This window comes from Falsiroseomonas sp. (assembly GCF_051860665.1).
Lineage (GTDB): Bacteria > Pseudomonadota > Alphaproteobacteria > Acetobacterales > Acetobacteraceae > Falsiroseomonas.
In genome coordinates this window covers 26,026-46,588 of sequence record NZ_JBHYDM010000035.1, presented here as the reverse complement: position 1 = coordinate 46,588, position 20,563 = coordinate 26,026, and the positions used below count along the sequence as shown (strand labels likewise).

The 20,563-nt window shown below is 69.9% G+C and carries 24 protein-coding genes; 7 read left to right on the top strand and 17 right to left on the bottom strand.

The annotated features are described in order from the left end of the window. Positions 1-172: 172 nt before the first annotated feature. The 3 genes from ACTIF1_RS23125 to ACTIF1_RS23115 are packed head-to-tail and all read right to left on the bottom strand — an operon-like array spanning position 173 to position 2,384. Positions 173-847 carry an amino acid ABC transporter permease gene (locus ACTIF1_RS23125; RefSeq protein WP_439598812.1) on the bottom strand — a complete coding sequence of 225 codons (675 nt, stop codon included), beginning with the start codon at positions 845-847 and terminating at the stop codon, positions 173-175. Continuing rightward, a complete protein-coding gene (locus tag ACTIF1_RS23120) occupies positions 844-1,524 on the bottom strand; it encodes an amino acid ABC transporter permease (protein WP_439598811.1) in 681 nt (226 codons plus the stop codon). Before ACTIF1_RS23120 ends, ACTIF1_RS23125 begins: the two co-directional genes overlap by 4 nt. 23 nt (positions 1,525-1,547) lie before the next feature. After that, positions 1,548-2,384: a transporter substrate-binding domain-containing protein gene (locus ACTIF1_RS23115; protein WP_439598810.1), complete on the bottom strand. Its 837-nt coding sequence runs from the start codon at positions 2,382-2,384 to the stop codon at positions 1,548-1,550. Positions 2,385-2,608: 224 nt separating this feature from the next. On the opposite strand from ACTIF1_RS23115, the gene ACTIF1_RS23110 reads away from it, so the two are divergent. After that, a complete protein-coding gene (locus ACTIF1_RS23110; RefSeq protein WP_439598809.1) occupies positions 2,609-2,830 on the top strand; it encodes a hypothetical protein in 222 nt (73 codons plus the stop codon). On the opposite strand, the gene mtnA is transcribed toward ACTIF1_RS23110, so the two are convergent. Genes mtnA through ACTIF1_RS23095 form a run of 3 tightly spaced genes read right to left on the bottom strand, consistent with a single transcriptional unit; the run spans position 2,812 to position 4,842 of the window. Next, on the bottom strand, positions 2,812-3,900 hold the full coding sequence (gene mtnA / locus ACTIF1_RS23105; protein ID WP_439598808.1) for an S-methyl-5-thioribose-1-phosphate isomerase: 1,089 nt from the start codon (positions 3,898-3,900) through the stop codon (positions 2,812-2,814). The genes ACTIF1_RS23110 and mtnA overlap by 19 nt on opposite strands. Positions 3,901-3,902: 2 nt before the next feature. Beyond that, complete coding sequence (locus ACTIF1_RS23100) at positions 3,903-4,394, bottom strand: UPF0262 family protein (RefSeq protein ID WP_439598807.1); 492 nt, start codon at positions 4,392-4,394, stop codon at positions 3,903-3,905. After that, the gene (locus ACTIF1_RS23095) at positions 4,387-4,842 is read right to left on the bottom strand and encodes a DUF983 domain-containing protein (protein ID WP_439598806.1); all 456 of its coding nucleotides are present in this window, start codon (positions 4,840-4,842) and stop codon (positions 4,387-4,389) included. Before ACTIF1_RS23095 ends, ACTIF1_RS23100 begins: the two co-directional genes overlap by 8 nt. A 205-nt stretch (positions 4,843-5,047) precedes the next feature. On the opposite strand from ACTIF1_RS23095, the gene ACTIF1_RS23090 reads away from it, so the two are divergent. Next, a complete protein-coding gene (locus ACTIF1_RS23090; RefSeq protein WP_439598805.1) occupies positions 5,048-5,728 on the top strand; it encodes an aspartate/glutamate racemase family protein in 681 nt (226 codons plus the stop codon). A gap of 7 nt (positions 5,729-5,735) precedes the next feature. Here the strand turns inward: ACTIF1_RS23090 and ACTIF1_RS23085 are convergent, their stop codons facing one another. Together ACTIF1_RS23085 and ACTIF1_RS23080 are read right to left on the bottom strand one after the other, a co-directional pair. After that, positions 5,736-6,494 carry a hypothetical protein gene (locus ACTIF1_RS23085; protein ID WP_439598804.1) on the bottom strand — a complete coding sequence of 253 codons (759 nt, stop codon included), beginning with the start codon at positions 6,492-6,494 and terminating at the stop codon, positions 5,736-5,738. Between the two features lie 68 nt (positions 6,495-6,562). Next, complete coding sequence (locus ACTIF1_RS23080) at positions 6,563-7,528, bottom strand: N-carbamoyl-D-amino-acid hydrolase (protein WP_439598803.1); 966 nt, start codon at positions 7,526-7,528, stop codon at positions 6,563-6,565. Positions 7,529-7,708: 180 nt separating this feature from the next. Here ACTIF1_RS23080 and ACTIF1_RS23075 point away from each other — a divergent pair, with 180 nt between their 5' ends. Next, complete coding sequence (locus ACTIF1_RS23075; protein WP_439598802.1) at positions 7,709-9,178, top strand: diguanylate cyclase domain-containing protein; 1,470 nt, start codon at positions 7,709-7,711, stop codon at positions 9,176-9,178. Between the two features lie 6 nt (positions 9,179-9,184). Here the strand turns inward: ACTIF1_RS23075 and ACTIF1_RS23070 are convergent, their stop codons facing one another. From ACTIF1_RS23070 to ACTIF1_RS23045, 6 genes are all read right to left on the bottom strand, one after another. Next, the gene (locus tag ACTIF1_RS23070; protein WP_439598801.1) at positions 9,185-10,132 is read right to left on the bottom strand and encodes an N-carbamoyl-D-amino-acid hydrolase; all 948 of its coding nucleotides are present in this window, start codon (positions 10,130-10,132) and stop codon (positions 9,185-9,187) included. Then, positions 10,129-10,419: a hypothetical protein gene (locus ACTIF1_RS23065; protein ID WP_439598800.1), complete on the bottom strand. Its 291-nt coding sequence runs from the start codon at positions 10,417-10,419 to the stop codon at positions 10,129-10,131. Before ACTIF1_RS23065 ends, ACTIF1_RS23070 begins: the two co-directional genes overlap by 4 nt. Positions 10,420-10,604: 185 nt before the next feature. Next, positions 10,605-10,826, bottom strand: a complete 222-nt coding sequence (locus ACTIF1_RS23060; protein ID WP_439598799.1) for a hypothetical protein — start codon at positions 10,824-10,826, stop codon at positions 10,605-10,607. Continuing rightward, a complete protein-coding gene (locus tag ACTIF1_RS23055) occupies positions 10,823-11,809 on the bottom strand; it encodes a Bug family tripartite tricarboxylate transporter substrate binding protein (protein ID WP_439598798.1) in 987 nt (328 codons plus the stop codon). The genes ACTIF1_RS23060 and ACTIF1_RS23055 overlap by 4 nt, the downstream gene beginning before the upstream one ends. After that, complete coding sequence (locus ACTIF1_RS23050) at positions 11,796-12,296, bottom strand: GlcG/HbpS family heme-binding protein (RefSeq protein ID WP_439598797.1); 501 nt, start codon at positions 12,294-12,296, stop codon at positions 11,796-11,798. Before ACTIF1_RS23050 ends, ACTIF1_RS23055 begins: the two co-directional genes overlap by 14 nt. Before the next feature lie 10 nt (positions 12,297-12,306). Beyond that, positions 12,307-13,698 (bottom strand): dihydroorotase, encoded by a 1,392-nt coding sequence (locus ACTIF1_RS23045; RefSeq protein ID WP_439598796.1) that lies wholly within the window; start codon positions 13,696-13,698, stop codon positions 12,307-12,309. Between the two features lie 248 nt (positions 13,699-13,946). On the opposite strand from ACTIF1_RS23045, the gene ACTIF1_RS23040 reads away from it, so the two are divergent. From ACTIF1_RS23040 to ACTIF1_RS23030, 3 genes are read left to right on the top strand one after another with little or no spacing between them, the layout of a single operon-like run. Beyond that, complete coding sequence (locus ACTIF1_RS23040; RefSeq protein ID WP_439598795.1) at positions 13,947-15,032, top strand: TRAP transporter substrate-binding protein; 1,086 nt, start codon at positions 13,947-13,949, stop codon at positions 15,030-15,032. Further along, a complete protein-coding gene (locus tag ACTIF1_RS23035; RefSeq protein ID WP_439598794.1) occupies positions 15,032-15,529 on the top strand; it encodes a TRAP transporter small permease subunit in 498 nt (165 codons plus the stop codon). Before ACTIF1_RS23040 ends, ACTIF1_RS23035 begins: the two co-directional genes overlap by 1 nt. A 7-nt stretch (positions 15,530-15,536) precedes the next feature. After that, the gene (locus ACTIF1_RS23030; RefSeq protein ID WP_439598793.1) at positions 15,537-16,862 is read left to right on the top strand and encodes a TRAP transporter large permease; all 1,326 of its coding nucleotides are present in this window, start codon (positions 15,537-15,539) and stop codon (positions 16,860-16,862) included. Between the two features lie 4 nt (positions 16,863-16,866). Here ACTIF1_RS23030 and ACTIF1_RS23025 read toward each other — a convergent pair whose 3' ends face one another. Both ACTIF1_RS23025 and ACTIF1_RS23020 read right to left on the bottom strand, forming a co-directional pair. Further along, complete coding sequence (locus ACTIF1_RS23025; protein ID WP_439598792.1) at positions 16,867-17,928, bottom strand: alkene reductase; 1,062 nt, start codon at positions 17,926-17,928, stop codon at positions 16,867-16,869. Between the two features lie 135 nt (positions 17,929-18,063). Beyond that, complete coding sequence (locus ACTIF1_RS23020) at positions 18,064-18,507, bottom strand: Lrp/AsnC family transcriptional regulator (RefSeq protein WP_439598791.1); 444 nt, start codon at positions 18,505-18,507, stop codon at positions 18,064-18,066. Between the two features lie 108 nt (positions 18,508-18,615). Here ACTIF1_RS23020 and ACTIF1_RS23015 point away from each other — a divergent pair, with 108 nt between their 5' ends. Next, on the top strand, positions 18,616-19,899 hold the full coding sequence (locus tag ACTIF1_RS23015; protein ID WP_439598814.1) for a D-amino acid dehydrogenase: 1,284 nt from the start codon (positions 18,616-18,618) through the stop codon (positions 19,897-19,899). Positions 19,900-19,903: 4 nt separating this feature from the next. Here the strand turns inward: ACTIF1_RS23015 and ACTIF1_RS23010 are convergent, their stop codons facing one another. Further along, positions 19,904-20,503, bottom strand: a complete 600-nt coding sequence (locus ACTIF1_RS23010) for a 2-hydroxychromene-2-carboxylate isomerase (protein ID WP_439598790.1) — start codon at positions 20,501-20,503, stop codon at positions 19,904-19,906. Positions 20,504-20,563 lie beyond the last annotated feature (60 nt).

Here is a 20,563-nt window from a genome sequence, read left to right as displayed (position 1 = left end):
GCCAACAACTTCGCCTCCGCCGTCGCCATCGCCGCCGTGCTCATCTGCTGGTGCTGAATGAGTCTGGAGCCTAGAGCACGATCCGTCCAGTTGGACGGATCTCGTGCTCTAGAAGTCATTGTTTCTAAAGCACGAAATCCGATACACTGATTCAGTGTTATCGGATAGTGCTTTAGCGCCGCCCGGCGATCTGCCGGTTCTCCAGCCGCGACAGCAGCCGCACGAAGGGCCAGAGCAGCAGGAAGTAGATCACCGCCGCCACCATGATCGGCGTGGCGTTGTAGGTGATGCTCTGCGCCTGGCGCGCCTGGTACAGCAGCTCCGGCACCGCGACCACGCTGGCGATGGAGGTCAGCTTCACCACCTCCAGCGTGTTGCTGATGAGGTCCGGCAGCACGTTGCGCACGGCCTGCGGCAGCACCACGAAGATCCAGACCTGCCAGCGCTTCAGCCCCAGCGCGCGCGCCGCCTCCGCCTGGCCGCGCGGCACGCTCTCGATGCCGGCGCGCAGGATCTCGGCGTAGTAGGCGCCGGTGTTCAGCAGGAAGGCCAGCGCCACGGACCCCCAGGCGCCGAGGTCGAGGCCGCCGAAGGGCAGCGCCGCGTAGAGAAAGATCAGCAGCACCAGCGGCGGGATCGCTCGGAAGAAGTCCGTGAAGGCCATCAGCGGCCAGCGCAGCCAGGGCGTTTTCTGCGTGGACAGCACCGCCAGCAGCACGCCCATGAGCATGCCGAGCGGCACGGTCATCAGCGCCAGCAGCATGGTCTGCAGCAGGCCGATCCACAGCAGGTGGGAGGAGGCGAGGGCGATCTCGGCGTTGAGGAAGGCCTGGACGAAGTCGTTCATCGGCGCCACGCGAAGCGGGTCTCGATCCAGCGCCCGGCGATGACCACAGGGATGAACAGGACGATATAGGCCAGCGCGCCGAGGGTCAGCGGCGTCGGGTTGCCCGAGAAGGCCATGCCCGACTGCGCCGCCCCCAAGATCTCGGAGACGGCGACGACGCTGCCGAGCGCCGTGCCCTTGGTGATGGCGATGGTGCGGTTGACCAGCGGCGGCACCGCGATGCGGATCGCCTGCGGCAGCACGATCTTTGTCAGTGTCGGCAGGAAGTGCAGGCCGAGGGCGCGGCCCGCTTCCCACTGCCCCGGCGGCACGGCGGAGATGCCGGCCCAGAAGATCTCTTCGGAAAAGGCCATCAGGACCAGGGTCAGCGCCAGCCAGGTGGCCCAGAAGCCGGACATGGAAAGCCCGGCGGCGGGCAGGCCGAAATAGATCAGCACGATGATGACCAGCGGCGGCAGCGCGCGGAAGACATCGACGGTGAAGATGATGCCCCAGTTCACCACCCGCAGCCCGAAGGCCCGCAGCACCGCCAGCGCCAGGCCGAGCGCGAGCCCGGCCAGGATCACCAGCACCGCCAGCAGGATGGTCACCCCGAGCCCGGCCAGGATCATCGGCGCGTATTGCGCCGCGACCTCGGGGTTCAGGAAGCTCTGGGCAAAGGCCTGCCAGCCGGTCATCAAGTCAGTCCCGACAGTGGGGCTCAGCAGCGCGGCTCGCGCGGCGTCGGGTCGTAGCCGGCCAGGCCCGGCACGCCGGTGCCCGGGAAGACGGTGTTCTCGGCATCATCCGCCGCCGGCGCCGTGCCGAACCACTGCTGCGACAGGCGCGCGATGGTGCCGTCCCGCTTCATGCATTCCAGCGCATTCTCGAGCTGCACGCGCATCTCGGTGGCGCCCATCGGCAGCGGCGCGGACCAATGCGCGCGGGTGTCCGTCATCACGAAGTCCGCCACGAATTGCGGCGTGCGGGTGGCCGCGTAGCGCACCACGGTATTGCCGCCGAGGTTGGCGTAGGCGCGGCCGGAGATCACCGCCTGCACCGCATCGGTCTGCGTGTCGTAGGTCTGCACGGTGAAGCCGTAGCGCGCGGCATTGGCGGCCGCCCAGGCGTCATAGGCGCTGCCCTTGTTCACGCTGATCGCCTTGCCGCGCAGGTCATCCATGCTGCGGATCGGCGCGCTGCCGCGGCGGATGCCGAACTGGAAGGCGGTGTAGAGATAGCCCTCGGTGAAGAGCATGTTCGCCGCGCGCTCCGCCGTCGCCGTGGTCGGCGCGCAGAGGAAGTCGTAGCGGCCGGCATTCATGGCGGGCACGAGGCCGGAGAAGCTGGCGCTGTCGATGGTCAGCTCGCGGCCCATGCGCTTCGCCGCCTCGCGGAACAGGTCGATGTTGAAGCCCTGCACGCCGCCCTGCAGGGTCGGGAAGGCATGCGGCGCGAAGGTGCCGTCCACCGCGCAGCGCAGCGGCGGCTGGCCCTGGGCGATGGCGGAGGTGGTGAAGGCCATGCCGAAAAGGCATGCGGCGAGCAGGCGGCGCATGGTGAAGCTCCCGATTTGTAAGGTGTCTCCCGGCCGGACGATCCCATCGCGGGGGATTCGGCGCAACCTCCGGGGGGCCTGGGCTGCCGAAATCCGGGGCAATTGTGGAGTGATTTTCACATTGCTCCGGCGATTGCCCCATTCCTGCCGCCTCCGCGTCGCGGCGGGGTCAAGCCCGCCGCGTAGAAGGAAGCATGTCAGCACGGACCTCCTGGAACCCCGCCATGCCCCGTTTCGCGCTTCTGCTGGTCGGTCTCGGCCTGGCCGCCATTCTCGGCACCGTGACGCTGGTGCTGGGCGATGCCACGCTGCCGGGCCGCGTGCCGCTGGTCGCCGCCGCCTGCCTCGCCGGCTTCGGCGGCCTGTCGCTGGTGGTCGGGCTCTGGCTTCTGGAGCCTGCTTCCGAGCGCCAGCGCCTGTCCGGCAATCAGACCTTCTCGGGGTAGAGCGCCCGCAGCCCGGCCTCGGAGGCCGCGCAGCGGCCGCGCTCCGTGATCAGCCCGGTCACCAGCCGGGCCGGGGTGACATCGAAGGCCGGGTTGGCGGCCGCGCTGCCCTCGGCCGCCACGCGAATGGTTTCGATGCGCCCATCGGCGGTGCGGCCGGTGAGGTCGGTGACCTCCGCCCCGCTGCGCTCCTCGATCGGAATTTCGGAAATGCCATCGCCCACGCTCATGTCCAGCGTCGAATGGGGCAGGGCGACCCAGAAGGGCACGCCATTGTCCCGCGCCGCCAACGCCTTGAGATAGGTGCCGATCTTGTTGGCGACATCGCCCTGGCGCGTCACGCGGTCGGTGCCGACGATCACCAGGTCCACCTGGCCATGCTGCATCAGATGGCCGCCGGCATTGTCGGCGACGATGGTATGCGGCACGCCGTGCTTGCCCAATTCCCAGGCCGTCAGCGCCGCGCCCTGGTTGCGCGGCCGCGTCTCATCCACCCAGACATGCACGGGCAGGCCGGCATCATGCGCCATGTAGATGGGCGCGAGCGCGGTGCCCCAATCCACCGTGGCGATCCAGCCGGCATTGCAGTGGGTGAGGATATTCACCCGCTCACGGCCCTGGGCTGCGGCCTCGATCAGCGGCAGGCCGTTCTCGCCGATACGGCGGCAGGTCTCGGCATCGTCGTCGCAGATCGCCGAGGCTTCGGCATAGGCCGCGGCCAGGCGCTCACTGGCCGGCAGGTTGTGCAGCGCCGCCCGCATCCGGGCCAGCGCCCAGCGCAGGTTGATGGCGGTGGGGCGGGTCTCGCCCAGCTCCGCCACCACCCGCTCCAGGTTTTCCGTCGAGGCGTCCTGGCGCAGCGCCAGCGCCACGCCATAGGCGGCGACCGCCCCGATCAGCGGCGCGCCGCGCACCTGCATGCTGCGGATCGCCTGCGCCACCTGGCCCGGCTCCGTCAGCCGCAGCACTTCGAGCGACCAGGGCAGCTTCGTCTGGTCGAAGATGCGCACCGAGAAGCCGTCGGAGGGCTCGACCCAGACGCTGCGATAGGGGATGCCGTCGATCTTCATGCTCAGATCCGCTGGTGCAGCGCGCAGACCAGGGTGAAGAGGCGCCGCGCGGTTTCGAAATCGATCTCGACCTTGCCAGCCAGGCGCTCGGCCAAGAGGGTCGCGCCCTCGTTGTGCAGCCCGCGGCGGCCCATGTCGATCGCCTGGATGCGCGCCTCCGAACCGCCCTCGGTCACCGCCTTCTCATGGCTTTCCACCACCAGGTGGTAGTCCTTGATCAGCCGACGGAAGGGGCCCAGCGCCAGGACCAGCGCATGCAGCGGGGCATCCGCCGCGTCGCGGATCTCCAGCATCAGCCGCCCGTCGCGCACCGCGATCGCCAGGCCGAAGGGCCCGGGGCCGAGCCCCGCCGGCCGGAAGCGGTTCCCGGCCAGCAGATCCTCCACCGCCTGGCGGCGATCGGCCTCGGCATAGGGGCTGGGCAGCAGGGCGTGCCCATCCGGCAGCTCGATGCGGATCAGGTCGCGCAGACCGGCGGGCTGGCTGTCAGGCATGGTCGGAGCGTGGGGGCGGCGGGACCGGCAGGCCCGGCTTCGCCGCCTCCGGCGCCTCGAAGCCCAGCCGCACCATCCAGCCCACCGTCGCGCCCTTGATCGGCCGCAGCAGCAGGGTGCAGGCGATGGCGAAGGCCGGCAGCCAGATCAGCATGTGCAGCCACATCGGCGGCATCCAGGCCTTCTCCACCCAGAGCACGGGGGGAAACAGCACATGCCCGGCGACGAAGATGGTGATGTAGGGCGGCAGGTCATCGGCCCGCAGCGACCCCAGCGGCGCCTGACACACCTCGCAATTGTCGACGACCCGGAGAAAACCCGCAAAGACCTTGCCCTCGCCGCAGACCGGGCAGCGGTTGCACGCGCCGCGGCTGACCGCCGTCCAGAAGGAGGTGGGGGGAGTCTCGGTATAGGCGGGTGCCGGTCGGGTGGGCTCCCAGCGCGTCATGTGGCGTTCCTTTCGGCCTTGTCGCCTGGATGGGCCGGCGCGGCCGTTGTGCGGTGCAATATGTCGTCTCGGATGCGGCCGATCAAGCATCCCGGCCCCGGGGCCTGGCACGAGGCCCGGCTTGCGTCGGATCGCAGGCCCGCCGATCCTGCCTGAACGCGAGGCATGGCGCGAGGGTTCAGCCATGCAGAGGAGGGCTGCGCCCATGTCGAACCGGATCCTGGTCATCAATCCGAACAGCAGCGCCAGCTGCACCCAGGGCATCGATGCCGCCCTGGCCGGCTTCCGCGCCCCCGGCCTGCCGCGCATCGAGGTGGCGCAGCTGGAAGGCGGCCCGCCCGCCGTCGTCACCTGGCGGGACTGGTTCGGCGTGGCGGAGCCGCTCTGCCGCCTCGTGGAGCGGGAGGCGGCTGCCGCCTATGTGATCGCCTGCGTTTCCGACCCAGGTGTGGATGCGGTGCGCACCGTGACCCGCGCGCCGGTCTTCGGCCCGCTGCGCAGCGCGGTCGCCGCGGCGCTGGCGCGGGCCGATCGCTTCGGCATCATCGCCTTCGGCGACCCCTCCCTGCCGCGGCAGCGGCGGTCGCTGCAGGCCATGGGGGTGGAGGGCCGGCTGCTCGGCCATATCCCGCTGAACCTGCCGATGGAGGTGCTGACCGACCCGGCCGCGCCGCGCGCCGCCCTGGTCGCCGCGGCGCGACGCATCGCGGAGCTGGGGGCGGAGGCGGTGATCCTCGGCTGCGCCGGCATGGCCTTCCACCGCGCGGCGGTGGAGCAGGCCTGCGGGCTGCCGGTGATCGAGCCCTGCCAGGCCGCGGTGGCGCTGGCGTTGCAGGCGGTGGTTGCGCCGCAGCCCGCCCAGGCTCTTGCCCAGGCGGCGGAGTAGCGCGGCCCTACTTCAGCTTCGGCCCGGCCGGCTTGCCGTCCCAGCTCTGCACCATCCAGGTGAAGGCGGTGGTCCAGGCCGGATCGGTATTCGGCGGCAGCCGGCCGGCCTTGAGGTCGGCGAGGTCGACATCCGCCAGCTGCAGATGCGGCATCTCACCGGGCTTGGAGACCAGCCCCTCATCGGCGCCCACCGCATGCAGCCGGTCCCACATCCGCGCCTGGCCCTCATCCGCATCCCAGGACCAGCGGCCTTCCAGCGCCAGCACGAAATCCGCCGCCAGCCCGTATTGGTGCAGGCTTTCGAAGGCCTGGACCGGGGTCAGGATGCGGCCGGTGCGGCTGCGGCCGGAGGCATAGAGGTGGTTCTGCCGCCACGGGCCGCGCATGCCTTCATAGATGCCGAAGGGAATCCCCTCCGCGTTCAGCCGCGCCACGGTGCGCAGCGCGCGATTGCGGAAGGCGGGGTGCAGCATCTTCGGCTCGCGGTTCACGCGGTCCACGTTCCGCCAGGGGAAGGTTTCCGTCACATGCTGCGGCGCCTTGGCGCCCGCCACCTGGCGGCGCAGCAGGCCCGCGGGCGCATAGCCCTTCTGGCCCGTCGGCGCCTCCACCGGCAGCCAGCCTTCCGCGACATCCCCCACCAGCACCAGCACCTGGTCGATCGGCAGGGAGCGGATCGCCTTGTGGTCGGGCCCCGGCCCCTCGCGCAGCTCCGTCGCGGCGGTGACACGGTACAGGACAGGGTAGGCGGAAGCTTCACTCATGCGGTGCGACCTTTTGGGAAGGGTCTCTAACGTAACGCGGCGGTCCCGGCTTCACCAGCCAGGGGGCGTCAGGCGCGAGGGGACCATTCGGCCGGCGGCTCGCTGCCGGTCTGGCCGGTGATGCGGCCATAATGCTCCGGCCGGCGATGACGGGCAAAGTTGAAGATGGTGCTGCGGCCGAGCTCGCACATGCCGAGGTCGCAATCGGCGACGATCACCTCATCCCCCCAGCTGGTGGCCTGGGCCATGATCTCGCCCTGCGGGTTCACGATGATGGAATGGCCGAACAGCTCATGCCCATCCTCCGTCCCCGCCTTGGCGACGCCGACGCCGAAGCAGGCGTTCTGGTAGCAGCCGGCCTGGATCGAGAGGTGGCTATGGGCGACGCGCAGGTGATGCGCCTCGAATCCCCGATTCTCCATGTTCAGGCTGGGCGTGTTGTAGCCGAGCATGACCAGCTCCACCTGCTGCAGCCCCAGCACGCGCCAGGCCTCCGGCCAGCGGCGGTCGTTGCAGATCAGCATGCCGACGTTCACCGGCCCGGCGCTGCCGACCGGGGCGCGCACCACGGGGAAGCCGAGGTCGCCCGGCTCGAAATAGCGCTTTTCAAGATGCTGCACCGTCCGGACCGGATCGTATTCCGCGTGGCCCGGCAGGTGCACCTTGCGGTATTTCAGCACGATCTCGCCGCTGGGATGCACGAAGACCGCGGTGTTGTAGCGATGGCCGTCGGCCGTCTTCTCGGCGTAGCCGAGATGAAAAGCCACGCCGAGGCGCCGCGCCGCATCGAACAGCGGCGCCGTCTCGTTCGAGGGCAGGGCGTGTTCGTACCAGTGGTCGGCCTCGGCTAGGTTCTCGTGGTACCAACGCGGGAAGAAGGTGGTCAGCGCCAGTTCGGGATAGACCACCACCTCCGCCCCGCGGCGCGCCGCCGTCTCCATCAGCCCCACCATGCGCGCGACGGCCACGTCACGGCCCTCGGCCTTCTGGATCGGGCCCATCTGGGCGGCGGCGACAACAAGACGGCGGGCCATGGGGGCGGTCTCTCCCGGATGCTGCGCGGCACATGCCAGAGGCGGCGCGGCCTGGCCAGTCCCGGCGCCAGCTGCACGATGCGGTAATCAATTTGCGCTCTGTCTGCACCGCCAACCAGCCGACGGTGCCACGTGCCTTACCGCTCCCTGCTCCGGGTCTCCCGGATGCGGACCACCCTGATGACCGCGCTGACTTGCCTGCTGATCGGTTGGGGCCTGTCCGCGCTGGTGGTGCGGGCGGAACGGGAGCGGGTGCTGGCCGAGCATGGCGCGCGCCTGGATGTCGCCGCCAGCGTCCTGGCGCAGCGCCTGGACGAGCGGCTGGAAGGCTGGGTGCTGGACCTCGCGCGCCTCGGCCGCGCCCTGGCGCTGGCCGAACGGCCACCGACCCCGCAGGAGCTGCGGCGGATGCTGGAGGATCTGCGGCAGCGCGCGCCCGATTATGGCTGGCTTGGCCTCGTGGATGCCGGGGGACGGGTCCTGGTGGCCACCGATGGTGCATCGGAGGGGCAGGACGTTTCCGCCCAGCCCTGGTTCGCCAGCGGCCTGGAGGGGCCCTTCATGAACCGGTCCCATCCGGTGGTGCTGACCGCCACACCGCGGTCGGGATCGCCGGCGGGCGGGGCTGCGCCCCTGCTCCTGGCCGCGACGCCGGTGATCGGCCCCTCCGGCCACCCGCTGGGCGTGGTGGCGGCCGAGCTGAGGCTGAGCTGGGTGGAGGCCGCGCGGCGCGAGGTGCTGCAATTCCTCTCCGAGGCCGCGGCGCCGGACCTGCTGGTGCTGGACCGCGAAGGGCAGGTGCTGCTGGGCGCCGCGGCTGCCCCCGCGATCGGCCAGGTGCCGAGCCTGGCGCATGACTGGATCGTGGATGACGGCCGGATCAGCGTGATCGAGTTCACCCAGGGCAGCGCGGTGCATCCGGGCCTCGGCTGGATGGTGTTGGCGCAGCGCGACACGGCGGCGGCGCTGGCCCCGCTGCGCAAGCTGGCCCTCTGGCTCTTCTTCGGCACGCTCGCCGTGGCCGCCACCTGCGGCCTGCTGGCGGGCGCCGTGGTGGGCCGCTTCCGGCGCGAACTGCGCGCGCTGCATGAGGGCGAATCCGGCCAGGATGCGACGGAGGATCTGGAGCGTGTGGCGGCCCGGCTGCGGCAGCTGCGGGAGACCGCCTATCGCGACCCGCTGACCGGCCTGCTGAACCGGGCCGGCTTCACCGCCTGGCGCGCCGCGCATCCGGAGGCGGAGCGCAATTGCGTTCTGCTCGCGCTCGACCTGGACGGGTTCAAGCCGATCAACGACCGGCTGGGCCATGCCGCCGGCGATGCCATGCTGCAGGCCATCGGACGCTGGCTGGAGGGGCATCTGCGCCAGGGCGATTGCGCCGCGCGCCTCGGCGGCGACGAATTCCTGATCTGCCTGCAGGCCCCGGTGCCGATGATGGAGATCGCGGCAGTGGAAGTTGTCTCCCGCTTCCAGGCGGCGCTCGCCGGGGGGCTGCACACCCCGCATGGCCGCCTGGCGCTGGGCTGCAGTATCGGCATCGCCATCATCCCGCGCGATGCCGAGGACATCGATGCCGGCCTGCTGCACGCCGATGCGGAGCTTTACCGGATCAAGCGCCTGCGCAAGCCGGAGGCATCCGACACCCGCTGAGGGGTGTCAGGCCGGCGGCTCCGCCCCCACCTGCTCGACGATGCGGCCATACCATTGCGGCCGGCGATGCGCCGCGAAATTGAACATCTTCTCCTTGCCCTGGCGGCAGGCGTCGAGGTCGATCTCGGCCAGGATCACCTCATCCGCCGTGGTCCGGGCCTGGGCCACCACCACGCCATTCGGATCGACGATCACGGAGCCGCCGATCAGCCCGGCGCCATCCTCCACCCCGGCCTTGGCCACCGCGATGGCCCAGGTGGCGTTCATATAGGCGTTGGACTGGGCGGCCAGGATGGAGTGGAAGGTGCGCAGCGCCTCGCTCTCGCCCTCGCCACCATTCGGGTCATAGGCGGCGGAATTGTAGCCCACCATCACCAGCTCCACCCCCTGCAGGCCGAGGCAGCGCCAGCCCTCCGGCCAGCGGCGGTCGTTGCAGACCAGCATGCCGAGTACCGGTCGGGACCAGGACTCGGGCCCGCGCGCCACGGGAAAGCCCATGTCGCCATACTCGAAATACATCTTCTCGAGCTGCTGGTACTTCTGCCCGTCCTTCACGTGGTCCGAGCCGGGAAGATGGATCTTGCGGTACTTGAACAGGATCTGCCCGTCCGGGCCGACCGTGATGGCGCTGTTGAAGCGGTGGCCATCCGGCGTCAGCTCGGCATAGCCGATGTAGAAGCCCACCCCCAGCTCCCGCGCGCGGTCGAACAGCGGCTGCACCTGCGGGTTCGGCATGGCGGCCTCGAAGCTGGCCAGCAGCTCCGGCGCGTCCCGGTCCATCGGCCAGCGCGGGAAGAAGGTGGTGAAGGCGAGTTCCGGGAAGACCACCAGCTTCGCACCGCGCGCCGCCGCCTGTTCCAGCAGCGCCACCAGCCGGGCGAGGGTGGCGGCGCGGCTGTCCGCACGCTGGGTCGGGCCCATCTGGGCGCCGGCGATGGTGAGAAGTCGGCTCATTTGAACAGGTTCCTGATGTCTTGCCTTGTGCCGCCGAAACCGCGCCACAGCACGATGAAGCCGAGGATGAAGCCGAGCCCCGCGGCGAAGCCCGGCACCCCGGCGCGCGCGCCTGCCAGCTGCGCCAGCACCACGCCGACGATGCCGGTGGCAACCCCGGTCGCGATCGCCATCAGCAAGTGGCTGACACCCGGCCCCACCCGCGGCGGCGGGCCGGGGAGGGTGGTGCGGGAGGGGCGGGGCGGGCGCTTGATCCAGCGCTGTCCCGGCGGGCGGTTCGCGGTCATGCCTTGCTTCGCTTCCTGGTGCAGGCCCGGCCTCTACAGCACGATGTGCCCGGATGGACAGATCTCGTGCCGCAGAAGCTGTTGTTCCTAAAGCATGAACTGGCTCACCCTGCTTCAGTGTGAACCGGTGGTGCTTTAGCCGGATCCTGCTTCCGGGACCATGGCGGCCAGGCCGCGGGGAGGGGTCAGGGGCGCAGCATCACCCGCACGATGAACAGCAGCCCGACGCCGCCGAAGCCGAGGGCCCAGCCCCCGCCGAGGTCATCGGCCCGCAGGCCCAGCACCTCGAAGGCCGCGACGCCGAGGCCGACCAGCACCAGGACCGCGATGAGAATATGGTGGCCCTGGATTCCGGACTTCGGTGCCTCCTCCTCATCCTCATCGGGCTGCGGCAGGGTGGCGTTCACGCATCGAGCTCCGGGCGGATCGCCTCGACGATCGGCCGATAGCGTTCGGTCTCCGTGGCGATATAGGCGGCGGCCTCCGTCGGCGTGCCGGGGGCGGCGGCCTCGATCCCGGCCGCGGCCAGGCTGGCGCGGAAGGCGGCATCGGCCAGCGCGGCATTGCTGGCCTGGGACAGGCGCGCCAGCACCGGGGCCGGCAGGCCGGGCGGGGCGAAGACGGCGTGCCACAGCACGGCGGTGAAGCCCGGGCGGCCCAGCGCCTCCGCCGCCGTCGGCACATCGGGGGCCTGCGGGGCACGGGCGTTGGAGGCCACGGCCAGCATCCGCGCCCGCCCGCCCTGGTGCAGCGGCAGGCCGGCGCCCAGCGTGTTCACGGCTAGCGCCAGGGTGCCGGCGATCAGGTCGTTCATGGCCGGCGCCGCGCCGCGATAGGGGATGTGGTTCAGCGGCACCTCGCCGCCCTCCCGCTTCACGATCTCGGTGGCCAGGTGCATCAGCGTGCCGGTGCCGGGCGAGCCATAGGCCAGCGGCGGGCTGGCGCGGCGCGCGGCGGCCAGGAATTCGGGCAGGGTGGCGGGCTGGGAGGGATGCGCCAGCCAGCAGAGCGGCCCGCCGCCAAGCTGGGCGACGGCCTGGAAATCCCTGGCCGCATCATATTGCGGCTGCCGCGTCACCAGGTTGTAGAGCGCATGGGTGGAGGCGGTGCCGAAGAGCAGCGTATGCCCATCCGGCCGGGCGCGGGCCACTTCCAGGGAGCCGATGGCGCCCCCGGCGCCGCCGCGGTTCTCCGTCACCACCGGCTGGCCGAGCTCGCGCGACATCCGCTCCGAATAGAAGCGGGCATAGACATCGGTGGGGCCGCCGGCGGGGAAGGGGATCACCAGCCGGATCGGCCGGGCCGGGAAATCCTGCGCCAAGGCGGGTGCTGCGAGCAGGGTGGCGCCGCCGGCGAGCAGGGCGCGGCGGGTGGGGCTAAAGTCCGGCATCGCGCCAATTCTCCACGGGGGTTTCGGGGTGGGGCAGCAGGCCGGCGGCGCGCACGCCCGCGATCGCCGCATATTCGTCCTTGTCCGAGGCATCGCCGGAGACGCCGACGGCGCCGATCACGGCCCCATCCTCCCGGCAGATCAGCACGCCGCCGGGGACGGGAATGAAGCGCCCCTCGCTGGCCGCCGCAATGGCGGATTGGAAGGCCGGGCGGTCCTTCAGCCGGTCGCGGATGACGCGGCTGCCGATGCCCATGCCGAGCGCGCCATGCGCCTTGCCGCGCGCGATCTCGGCGCGGAGGATGCCGGAGCCGTCCTCCCGCTTCTGCACCACCACATGGCCACCCGCATCCAGCACCACCACGGTCAGCGGCAGCAGCGCCGCCTGCCGTCCGGCGGCCAGCGTCGCATCGGCGATATGTTCCGCGACGGCGAGCCGCAGATCCACCGCCAGGTGCTTGATGTAGTAGCCATGCGGGGAGCTCATGCGATCGGGCTCACGCGTCCAGCGCGCTGCGCTTGTGCTGGCGCGGCACGAAGCGGCCGGCGCCGGGCCTGGCCTTCACTTCCGTTCCGTTCCAGATCTCGGCGCCACGCAGGATGGTGGCGGCAACGCGCGCCTTCATCGCGCGGCCGTGATAGGCGGACCAGCGGAATTCTTCGCGGTCCTGGATGATGCGCTCGTCGAAGACGAAGTCGCCCGTCTCCAGCATGCAGAAATCCGCATCGGCACCGATGCGGATGCCGCCCTTCTTGGGATCGAGCCCATGGTAGCGCGCCGGCTCCTCGGAGCACATGCGGGCCATGACGGTGGGCGAAAGGCCGCGCTCCGCCAGCAGCGTATACATCAGCGGCGCGAAGCTCTGCAGGCCGGTCAGGCCGGCGCCGACGGGGAAGATGTCGCCGCTGTATTCCTTCTTGGCGCGCGGCCAGGGGGCGTGGTCGGTCGAGATATAGGCCATGGTGCCGGCGGCGAGGGAGGCCCACATCCGCTCCACCTCGTCGGCCGTGCGGAAGGGAGGGTTGCACTTCCCGTAGCCCTGGAGGCGGACGATGTCCTCCTCCGTCATGCAGAGATACTGGATGCAGGCCTCGCCCGAGGTCTTGGCGCCCATGTCGCGGTAGATCTTCGCGAGATCGAAGCCGCGCGCGATGGAGGAATGCGCGATATGGACATGCGCGCCGGTCTCCAGCGCCATCTCGAAGATCTCGAGATCCGCCATGCTTTCGGCCAGCGGCGGGCGGGTGCGGCAGTGCCAGATGGGGGAGGTATTGCCGGCGGCCTTGGCGGCCTCCGTCAGCTTCACCACCAGCTCCTGGTCCTCGTTGTGCACGGCGACCATCAGGCCCGTCTTGGCCATCTCGGCGAAGCCCGCCAGCATGCTGGGATGGTCCAGGCGCGGGAAGCGGTGCGCGTCGTATTCATAGGTCGAGACCTTGAAGGCCGAGGCGCCGGCCTCCGCCATCGCCGCCACATCCTCCGCGCCGCCCGTCTTCTTGATGGTGGCGTAGAGCGCCATGTCGACATGCGCCAGGCGGTTCACCCATTCCACCTTCTCGGCGAAGATCGCCGCCGACATCACCGGGTTCGGCACGTCATAGGGCATGTCGCAGACCGTGGTCACGCCGCCGGCGGCGGCCGTCAGCGTCGCATTCTCGATCCCTGGCCAACCGGTGGAGGAGGAGGTGTGCATGTGCCCATCGACCAGCCCCGGCAGCACCAGGCGGCCGCGATGATCTGCCACGGCCTTGGCGGGCGGCGGCGCGCCCTCTCCGATCGCGGCGATGGTCTCGCCGCGGATGCCGACATAGCCATCCGCCAGCACACGGTCTGAGAGCACGACGGCCCCGCGCAGGACAAGGTCGAAGGGCTCGGCAGCGTCGGACATGCGGGGTCTCTCTCGAAGGATGCGGGGCGGAGGCTAGTGCGGGTGGGGTGTTCCGCCAATCCTCGGCGCGGCGCAATCCCCGAAGGCGCGGGCTCTGCCGGTTCGCAAGGCAGCGCGGCGCGGGAATGGGCGAAGTGCAGATTGGATGCCGTGCGCAGAGCATGTTCCGGACCTGGCACGAGGATTGCAAACCTTTGCACCGAGCCGCGCGCCGCCCAGGCGCCGCCAAGAAAACCGGGAGACTTCGGATGCAGCGTCGCAACCTCATCGCCTCCGTCGCCGCCGGGGGTGCCGGCGCACTCGCCGCCCCCGCGGTCGCCACCGCGCAGACCACCTTCAACTGGCGCATGACCAGCTTCTACGGCCCGCAGGCGGCCTTCTATTCGACCGGTCCGGGCTCGGCGAAGGACCTGATCGACCGCATCCAGAAGATGTCGAACAACCGCATCCGCATCCAGTTCTTCGGGGCCGGCGAGCTGATTCCCGCCGCCGAGGGTTTCGATGCCGTCTCCTCCGGCATCGTCGAGATGAACTATGCCAACGCCTATTTCTGGACCGGCAAGACCTTCGCCGCGCAGTACTTCACCGCCGTGCCCTTCGGGCTGAACTACCAGGGGCTGAACGGCTGGATGTATGACGGCGGCGGCCTCGACCTGTGGCGGGAGGTCTATGACCGCTTCAACCTGGTGCCCTTCCTCTGCGGCAATACCGGCGTGCAGATGACCGGCTGGTTCCGCCGCCCGATCGAGAAGGTGGAGGATTTTCGCGGGCTGAAGATGCGCATCCCGGGGCTTGCGGGGCGCGTCTATCAGCGGCTCGGCGTCGATGTGCGGCTGCTGCCGGGCGGCGAGATCTTTCCGGCCCTCGAACGCGGCGTGATCGATGCCGCGGAATTCGTCGGGCCCTATCTGGATCGCCAGCTCGGCCTGCAGCGGGTCGCAAAATACTACCACACGACGGGGTGGCATGAGACGGCGACCGCCTCCGAGCTCATCATCAACAAGGCCGCCTGGGCGCGGCTGCCGGCGGACCTCAAGGCCATCGTCGAGAACGCCGTCGCCGCGTGCAACGTGATCTCCGAGGCCTGGTGCCAGAAGAACAATGCCGAGGCGATGGAGGACCTGATCCGCAACCAGGGCGTCAACGCCCTGCCGCTGCCGGATGAGGTGGTGGCGCGGCTGCGCACCGAGACGAATGCCGTGCTGGAGGAAGCGGTCGCACGCGATGCCGTGACCAAGCGCGTGCATGACAGCTACATGGCCTACAAGCAGAAGTTCGAGGCCTGGTCGACCTACAGCGAGGTTCCCTACCACAACAAGATCCGCCAGGGCTGATGGCGCGCCTGGAACGGACGGCCGATGCGATCGATGGTTTCGTCGATCGCATCGGCCAGCTTTCCGCGCTCGCCGTTGCCGCGCTGGTGCTGGTGATGGCGAGCAATGTGCTGCTGCGCTACGGATTCTCGCTCGGCAGCGTCTGGGCGCAGGAGCTCGAGTGGCACCTGATGGCGCCCATCGCGCTGATCGGCGCGGCCTATGCGCTGCGGCATGGCGAGCATGTTCGGGTCGATGTGCTCTATGCGGGCTTCTCGGCGCGCAACAAGGCGCGCGTCGATGTGCTGGCGGGCCTTGCCGGCATCGTGGTCTGCGCACTGGTGATCCAGCTGTCCTGGCGCTACGTGCTGCAGAGCTGGGGGCAGGATGAAGGATCCGCCAATCCCGGGGGCATTCCCGCGCGGTACATTCTGAAAGCCTTCATCCCCGCGGGTTTCGCGCTGCTGCTGCTGCAATTCGTGGCGGAGACGCTGCGCTCCCTCTCGCGCCTTCGCTGAGGCATCCATGCCCCTGACAGAGATCTACGCCATCCTCATGCTGGTGGCCTTCTTCGGCCTGCTGATGCTCGGCATGCCGGTGGCGCTGACGCTGGCCGTCTCCGGCTTCGCCTTCGGCTGGCTCGGCTTCGGGCCGATGCTGTTCAACCTGCTGCCCGCGCGCATCTATGGCGTGGTCACCAGCTATTCGCTGCTGGCGATTCCGCTCTTCGTCTTCATGGGCGTGGCGCTGGAGAAATCACGCCTCGCCGAGGACCTGATGGAGGTGGTGGGGCGGCTGTCCGGCGCGCTGCGCGGCGGCCTCGGCCTCGGCATCGTCTTCGTCGGCGTGCTGATGGGCGCGACCACCGGCATCGTTGGCGCCACCGTCGTCACGCTGGGATTGCTGACGCTGCCCGCGCTGCTGAAACGCGGCTACGATCCGGGGCTCGCCTGCGGCGTCATCTGCGCCTCCGGCACACTGGGCCAAATCATTCCGCCGAGCCTGATCCTGATCCTGCTGGCGGATATCATGAACCTCTCGGTCGGCACGCTGTTCGCCGCCGCGGTGCTGCCCGGTCTGATGCTGTCCGGCATCTACTGCGTCTATATCCTGGCGCTCGGCATCTTCCGGCCCGAGATGGTCCCCGCCGTGCCGGCGGAGGAGCGCGCGCTGATCTCGACGCGGCAGTTGCTGGCGAAACTGGTGCGCGTGATCGCGCCGCCACTCGGCCTCGTGGCCGCCGTGCTGGGCTCCATCATCGCCGGCATCGCGGCACCGACGGAGGCCGCGGCCATGGGGGCGCTGGGTGCGCTGATCGTCTGCGCACTGGGCCGCCGGCTGAGCTGGGGCCTGGTGGTGGAGACGCTGCGCGCCACCGCGCGCATCACCGCGATGATGATGTTCATCCTGATCTGCGCCCAGGTCTTTGCCCTGGCCTTCCGCGGCCTGCGCGGGGAGCAGCTGGTGGAGGACCTCTTCGCCTTCCTGCCCGGCGGCGTCGGCGCAGATATCTGGTTCATGCTGATGCTGGTCTTCGTGCTCGGCTTCTTCCTTGAATGGATCGAGATCAGCTATATCGCCGTGCCGCTCTTCCTGCCGATCTTCGCCCAGGCCGGCGTGGACCCGGTGTGGCTGGCCACGCTGATCTGCGTGATGCTGCAGACCAGCTTCCTCACGCCGCCCTTCGGCTGGGCCCTGTTCTTCCTGCGCAGCGTGGCGCCGCCGGAGATCACCACCGGGCATATCTACCGCGGCGTGGTCCCCTTCGTCGTCATGCAGCTGCTGGCCGTGGCCGTCGTCTATCTCGCCCCCGGCTTGGCCACATGGCTGCCGAGGGCGATCGGGTGGTGAGCCTTCAGGCGGCGAGCGTCGGGTAGTCCGTATAGCCCTTGGCGCCGCCGCCGTAGAAGGTCGCCTGGTCCGGCGCGGCCAGCGGCGCGTCCTGGCGCAGGCGCTCCACCAGGTCCGGGTTGCTGATGTAGCTGGAGCCGAAGGCGATCAGGTCCGCCCGGCCGCTGGCGATATCCGCCTGGGCGCGGGCCTTGTCATAGCCGGCGTTCAGGATGAGCGGGCCGCCGAAATGCTTGCGCGCCAGGCCGATCACGTCGAAGGCCGGCTTCGCGTCCAGGAAATGGACATAGGCAAGCCCCTTGCCCGAAAGGCCCTGGATGACGGGGGTATAGGTGCCCTCGACATCCGGGTCGTCGATGTCGTTGAAGGGATTGCCGGGGCTGAGCCGCACGCCGACGCGCTCCGCGCCGATCGCCTTCGCGGCCGCATCGGTGATGGCCAGCAGGAAGCGGGCGCGGTTCTCGCCCGAGCCGCCCCACTTGTCCGTGCGCCGGTTGGCATTCGGCGCCAGGAACTGGCCCGGCAGATAGCCATTCGCGCCATGGATCTCGACGCCGTCGAGGCCGGCGGCGACCGCATTGCGCGCGGCCTGGGCATAGGATTCGATCATCTGCTCGATCTCGGCCTCGGTCAGGGCGCGCGGCGTCGGCAGGTCCTTCATGCCGGCGGCGATGTACATCTGGCCCTTGGCGGCGATGGCCGAGGGGCCCACCGGCTCCAGCCCATCCTGGTGCTCCGGCACCGCGATGCGGCCGACATGCATGAGCTGGGCGAAGATGTGGCCGCCCTTGGCATGCACCGCCTGCGCGATGGCGCGCCAGCCCTCGACCTGGGCGTCGTTGTAGAGGCCGGGAATGTCGCTGTAGCCGCGGCCATTGGCGGCGGGGGTGGTGCCTTCCGTCACGATCAGGCCGGCGGTGGCGCGCTGCGCGTAGTACTCGGCCATCAGCGCATTCGGCACATTGCCCGGCGCGCGGCTGCGCGTCATGGGCGCCATGACGATGCGGTTGGGCAGGGTCAGCGCGCCCAGCTTCACGGGGCCGAACAGGTCGGGGGTCTCGGTCATTGCAGGTTCCTCGAAGGCCAGGCGGCACGGGTGGCGCCGCGGTTGACCCCGATCTGGGCCCGGTCTGCCGCAACCGCCATCACCCCGCTTCGATGGCCACCATTCACAAGTCTGATGGTGCCGCGATGGAACCCGTCACGCGCCGCCGCGGATCACCGTGCGGATGGCGAAGCTGGACTGGATGCGGGCGACGCCCGGCATGCGGGACAGCGCTTCCTTGTGGATGCGCTCGTAATCCGCCGCATCCCGCGCCTCCACGCGCAAAAGGTAGTCGGCGATGCCGGTCATCAGGTGGCATTCGCGGACCTCCGCGCAGCGCCGCACCGCATCCTCGAAGCGACGCAGATGGTCGTCCGTCTGCCGCTCCAGCGTGATCTGCACGATCACCGTCACCGCCCCGGCGGGGGCGGGTTCGTCCACCAGCACGGTATAGCCGCGGATGATGCCGCGCTGCTCCAGCAGCCGCAGCCGGCGGAGGCAGGCGGAGGCGGAGAGCCCCACCGCGGTGGCCAGCGCGGCATTGGGCATGCGGCCATCGGCGCGCAGCGCGCGTAGGATCGCGCGGTCGATTTCATCCATCTGCAGATCCTACGATTTTATCGCAGAATATTGCGCAGCACGGTGAAGGGCGAAAGATCCAGCGCCGATGTGGCATGAAATTCGTCGGAATCACCGGCTAAGCTCGGCCTGTCGCAAGGGATGACGATGATGCGCGTGGTCGTGCTGGGCAGTGGTGTGGTGGGCGTGGCCAGCGCCTGGTACCTGGCCCAGGCGGGGCATGAGGTGACGGTGCTGGATCGCCAGCCGGCCCCGGGCATGGAGACCAGCTTCGCCAATGCCGGCCAGGTTTCGCCCGGCTATTCGGCCCCCTGGGCCGGCCCGGGCATTCCGGTGAAGGCGCTGAAATGGCTGATGATGCACCACCGCCCCCTGGTGGTCTGGCCGCTGCTGGACACGCGCCTCTATGGCTGGCTGGCGCGCCTGCTCGCGAACTGCACCGAGGAGGCGTACAATCTTAACAAGTCCCGCATGGTGCGCCTGGCGGAGTATTCGCGGGACTGCCTGCGTGACCTGCGCGGCGCCACTGGCATCGAATACGACCAGCGCACCCAGGGCACGCTGCAGCTTTTTCGGACCCAGAAGCAGCTCGATGCCGTGCCGAACGATACGCGCGTGCTGGACCAGTTCCAGGTGCCGTACGAGGTGCTGGACGCGGCGGGCTGTGCGGCCGCCGAGCCGGCCCTGCGCTTCGTGGAAGGCAAGTATGTCGGCGGCCTGCGGCTGCCGGGGGATGAGACGGGGGATGCCTTCCTCTTCACCCAGCGCCTGGCCCTGCTGGCCGAGGTGGCCGGCGTAAAATTCCGCCAGGGTGTCACCATCCAAGCGATCGAGGCCGAGGCCGGCCGCGTTACCGGCATCGCCACCGACCAGGGGCGCGTCACCGCGGATCACTACGTCGTAGCCCTCGGCAGCTTCGCGCCGAAACTGCTGCGGCCGCTTGGCCTGCATGTGCCGGTCTATCCGGTGAAGGGCTATTCGCTGACGCTGCCGGTGAGCGATCCGGAAGGCGCGCCGGTCTCCACCGTGATGGACGAGACCTTCAAGATCGCGGTGACGCGACTCGGCGACCGCATCCGGGTCGGCGGCACGGCGGAGATCGCGGGTTTTTCCGACACGCTGCGCGGGCCGCGCCGGCGCACGCTGGAACATACGGTGACGGACCTCTTCCCGCGCGGCGGCGACGTGGCCAAGGCCAGCTTCTGGACCGGGCTTCGGCCGATGACGCCGGATGGCACGCCGGTGGTGGGCGCCACCCGCTATCCCAATCTGTTCCTCAACACCGGCCATGGCACGCTGGGCTGGACCATGGCCTGCGGATCGGGCCGCGTTCTGGCCGACCTGATGAGCGGCAAGGCGCCGGACATCGATGCCGGCGATCTTTCCCTTGGCCGCTACGCGGCGGGGCGCTGACCGCCTACGCGGCCTGAGCCAGCCGCTTCGCGACGAACTCCAGGCGGTCCTGCCCCCAGAAGATGTCCTCGCCGATCACATAGCTAGGCGCGCCGAAGACGCCGCGCGCCAGTGCTGCCTCGCTATCCGTCTGGCGCATCGCGGCCCAGCGCGGGTCTTCCGCCAAAGCCAGCAGCGCCGGCGCATCCAGCCCGGCGTCAGTGACCAGCGCGGCCAGGGTCTCGCGCTCGCCGGGGTTGCGATCCTCCTCCCACAGCGCCTTCAGCAGGCGGTGGGCGAGGCGCAGCGCGGCGGCATCGCCCTGCGTCTCCCGCGCCGCGATGACGCAGGCGGCGGCAAAGCCTTCGTCATAGCTCTGCGGCGTCAGGTTGATGGGGATGCCGAGATGGTCGCGCCAGCGGCGCAACTCCTGCATCCGATAGGCCTGGCGCTGCGGGCTGCGCTTGGGCAGGGGCAGGCCGCCGGAGGCCGGGAAGATCGTCTCCCGGTAGTCGCAGGGGAAGGGGCGCAGCGTGGCGCCATAGCGCGCGGCCAGCGCCTCGATCCGCGCGGCGCCGAGATGCGCCCAGGGGCTGTTGAGCGACAGGTAGTAGTCGATATGCATGGCGATCTCCGGTGTCGCCGCATCATCGCGGTCTGCGGCCGGCCTCGCAATCTCGGCACT

Bases quoted from the DNA above. Each gene is read 5' to 3' on its own strand.
- ACTIF1_RS23085 (WP_439598804.1), bottom strand. From the start codon at position 6,494: ATGAGTGAAGCTTCCGCCTACCCTGTCCTGTACCGTGTCACCGCCGCG.
- ACTIF1_RS23070 (WP_439598801.1), bottom strand. From the start codon at position 10,132: ATGAGCCGACTTCTCACCATCGCCGGCGCCCAGATGGGCCCGACCCAG.
- ACTIF1_RS23010 (WP_439598790.1), bottom strand. From the start codon at position 20,503: ATGCATATCGACTACTACCTGTCGCTCAACAGCCCCTGGGCGCATCTC.
- ACTIF1_RS23065 (WP_439598800.1), bottom strand. From the start codon at position 10,419: ATGACCGCGAACCGCCCGCCGGGACAGCGCTGGATCAAGCGCCCGCCC.
- ACTIF1_RS23100 (WP_439598807.1), bottom strand. From the start codon at position 4,394: ATGCCTGACAGCCAGCCCGCCGGTCTGCGCGACCTGATCCGCATCGAG.
- ACTIF1_RS23030 (WP_439598793.1), top strand. From the start codon at position 15,537: ATGCCCCTGACAGAGATCTACGCCATCCTCATGCTGGTGGCCTTCTTC.
- ACTIF1_RS23120 (WP_439598811.1), bottom strand. From the start codon at position 1,524: ATGACCGGCTGGCAGGCCTTTGCCCAGAGCTTCCTGAACCCCGAGGTC.
- ACTIF1_RS23055 (WP_439598798.1), bottom strand. From the start codon at position 11,809: ATGCCGGACTTTAGCCCCACCCGCCGCGCCCTGCTCGCCGGCGGCGCC.
- ACTIF1_RS23095 (WP_439598806.1), bottom strand. From the start codon at position 4,842: ATGACGCGCTGGGAGCCCACCCGACCGGCACCCGCCTATACCGAGACT.
- ACTIF1_RS23080 (WP_439598803.1), bottom strand. From the start codon at position 7,528: ATGGCCCGCCGTCTTGTTGTCGCCGCCGCCCAGATGGGCCCGATCCAG.
- ACTIF1_RS23025 (WP_439598792.1), bottom strand. From the start codon at position 17,928: ATGACCGAGACCCCCGACCTGTTCGGCCCCGTGAAGCTGGGCGCGCTG.
- ACTIF1_RS23045 (WP_439598796.1), bottom strand. From the start codon at position 13,698: ATGTCCGACGCTGCCGAGCCCTTCGACCTTGTCCTGCGCGGGGCCGTC.
- ACTIF1_RS23090 (WP_439598805.1), top strand. From the start codon at position 5,048: ATGTCGAACCGGATCCTGGTCATCAATCCGAACAGCAGCGCCAGCTGC.
- ACTIF1_RS23110 (WP_439598809.1), top strand. From the start codon at position 2,609: ATGCCCCGTTTCGCGCTTCTGCTGGTCGGTCTCGGCCTGGCCGCCATT.
- mtnA (WP_439598808.1), bottom strand. From the start codon at position 3,900: ATGAAGATCGACGGCATCCCCTATCGCAGCGTCTGGGTCGAGCCCTCC.
- ACTIF1_RS23075 (WP_439598802.1), top strand. From the start codon at position 7,709: ATGACCGCGCTGACTTGCCTGCTGATCGGTTGGGGCCTGTCCGCGCTG.
- ACTIF1_RS23040 (WP_439598795.1), top strand. From the start codon at position 13,947: ATGCAGCGTCGCAACCTCATCGCCTCCGTCGCCGCCGGGGGTGCCGGC.
- ACTIF1_RS23035 (WP_439598794.1), top strand. From the start codon at position 15,032: ATGGCGCGCCTGGAACGGACGGCCGATGCGATCGATGGTTTCGTCGAT.
- ACTIF1_RS23115 (WP_439598810.1), bottom strand. From the start codon at position 2,384: ATGCGCCGCCTGCTCGCCGCATGCCTTTTCGGCATGGCCTTCACCACC.
- ACTIF1_RS23125 (WP_439598812.1), bottom strand. From the start codon at position 847: ATGAACGACTTCGTCCAGGCCTTCCTCAACGCCGAGATCGCCCTCGCC.
- ACTIF1_RS23020 (WP_439598791.1), bottom strand. From the start codon at position 18,507: ATGGATGAAATCGACCGCGCGATCCTACGCGCGCTGCGCGCCGATGGC.
- ACTIF1_RS23050 (WP_439598797.1), bottom strand. From the start codon at position 12,296: ATGAGCTCCCCGCATGGCTACTACATCAAGCACCTGGCGGTGGATCTG.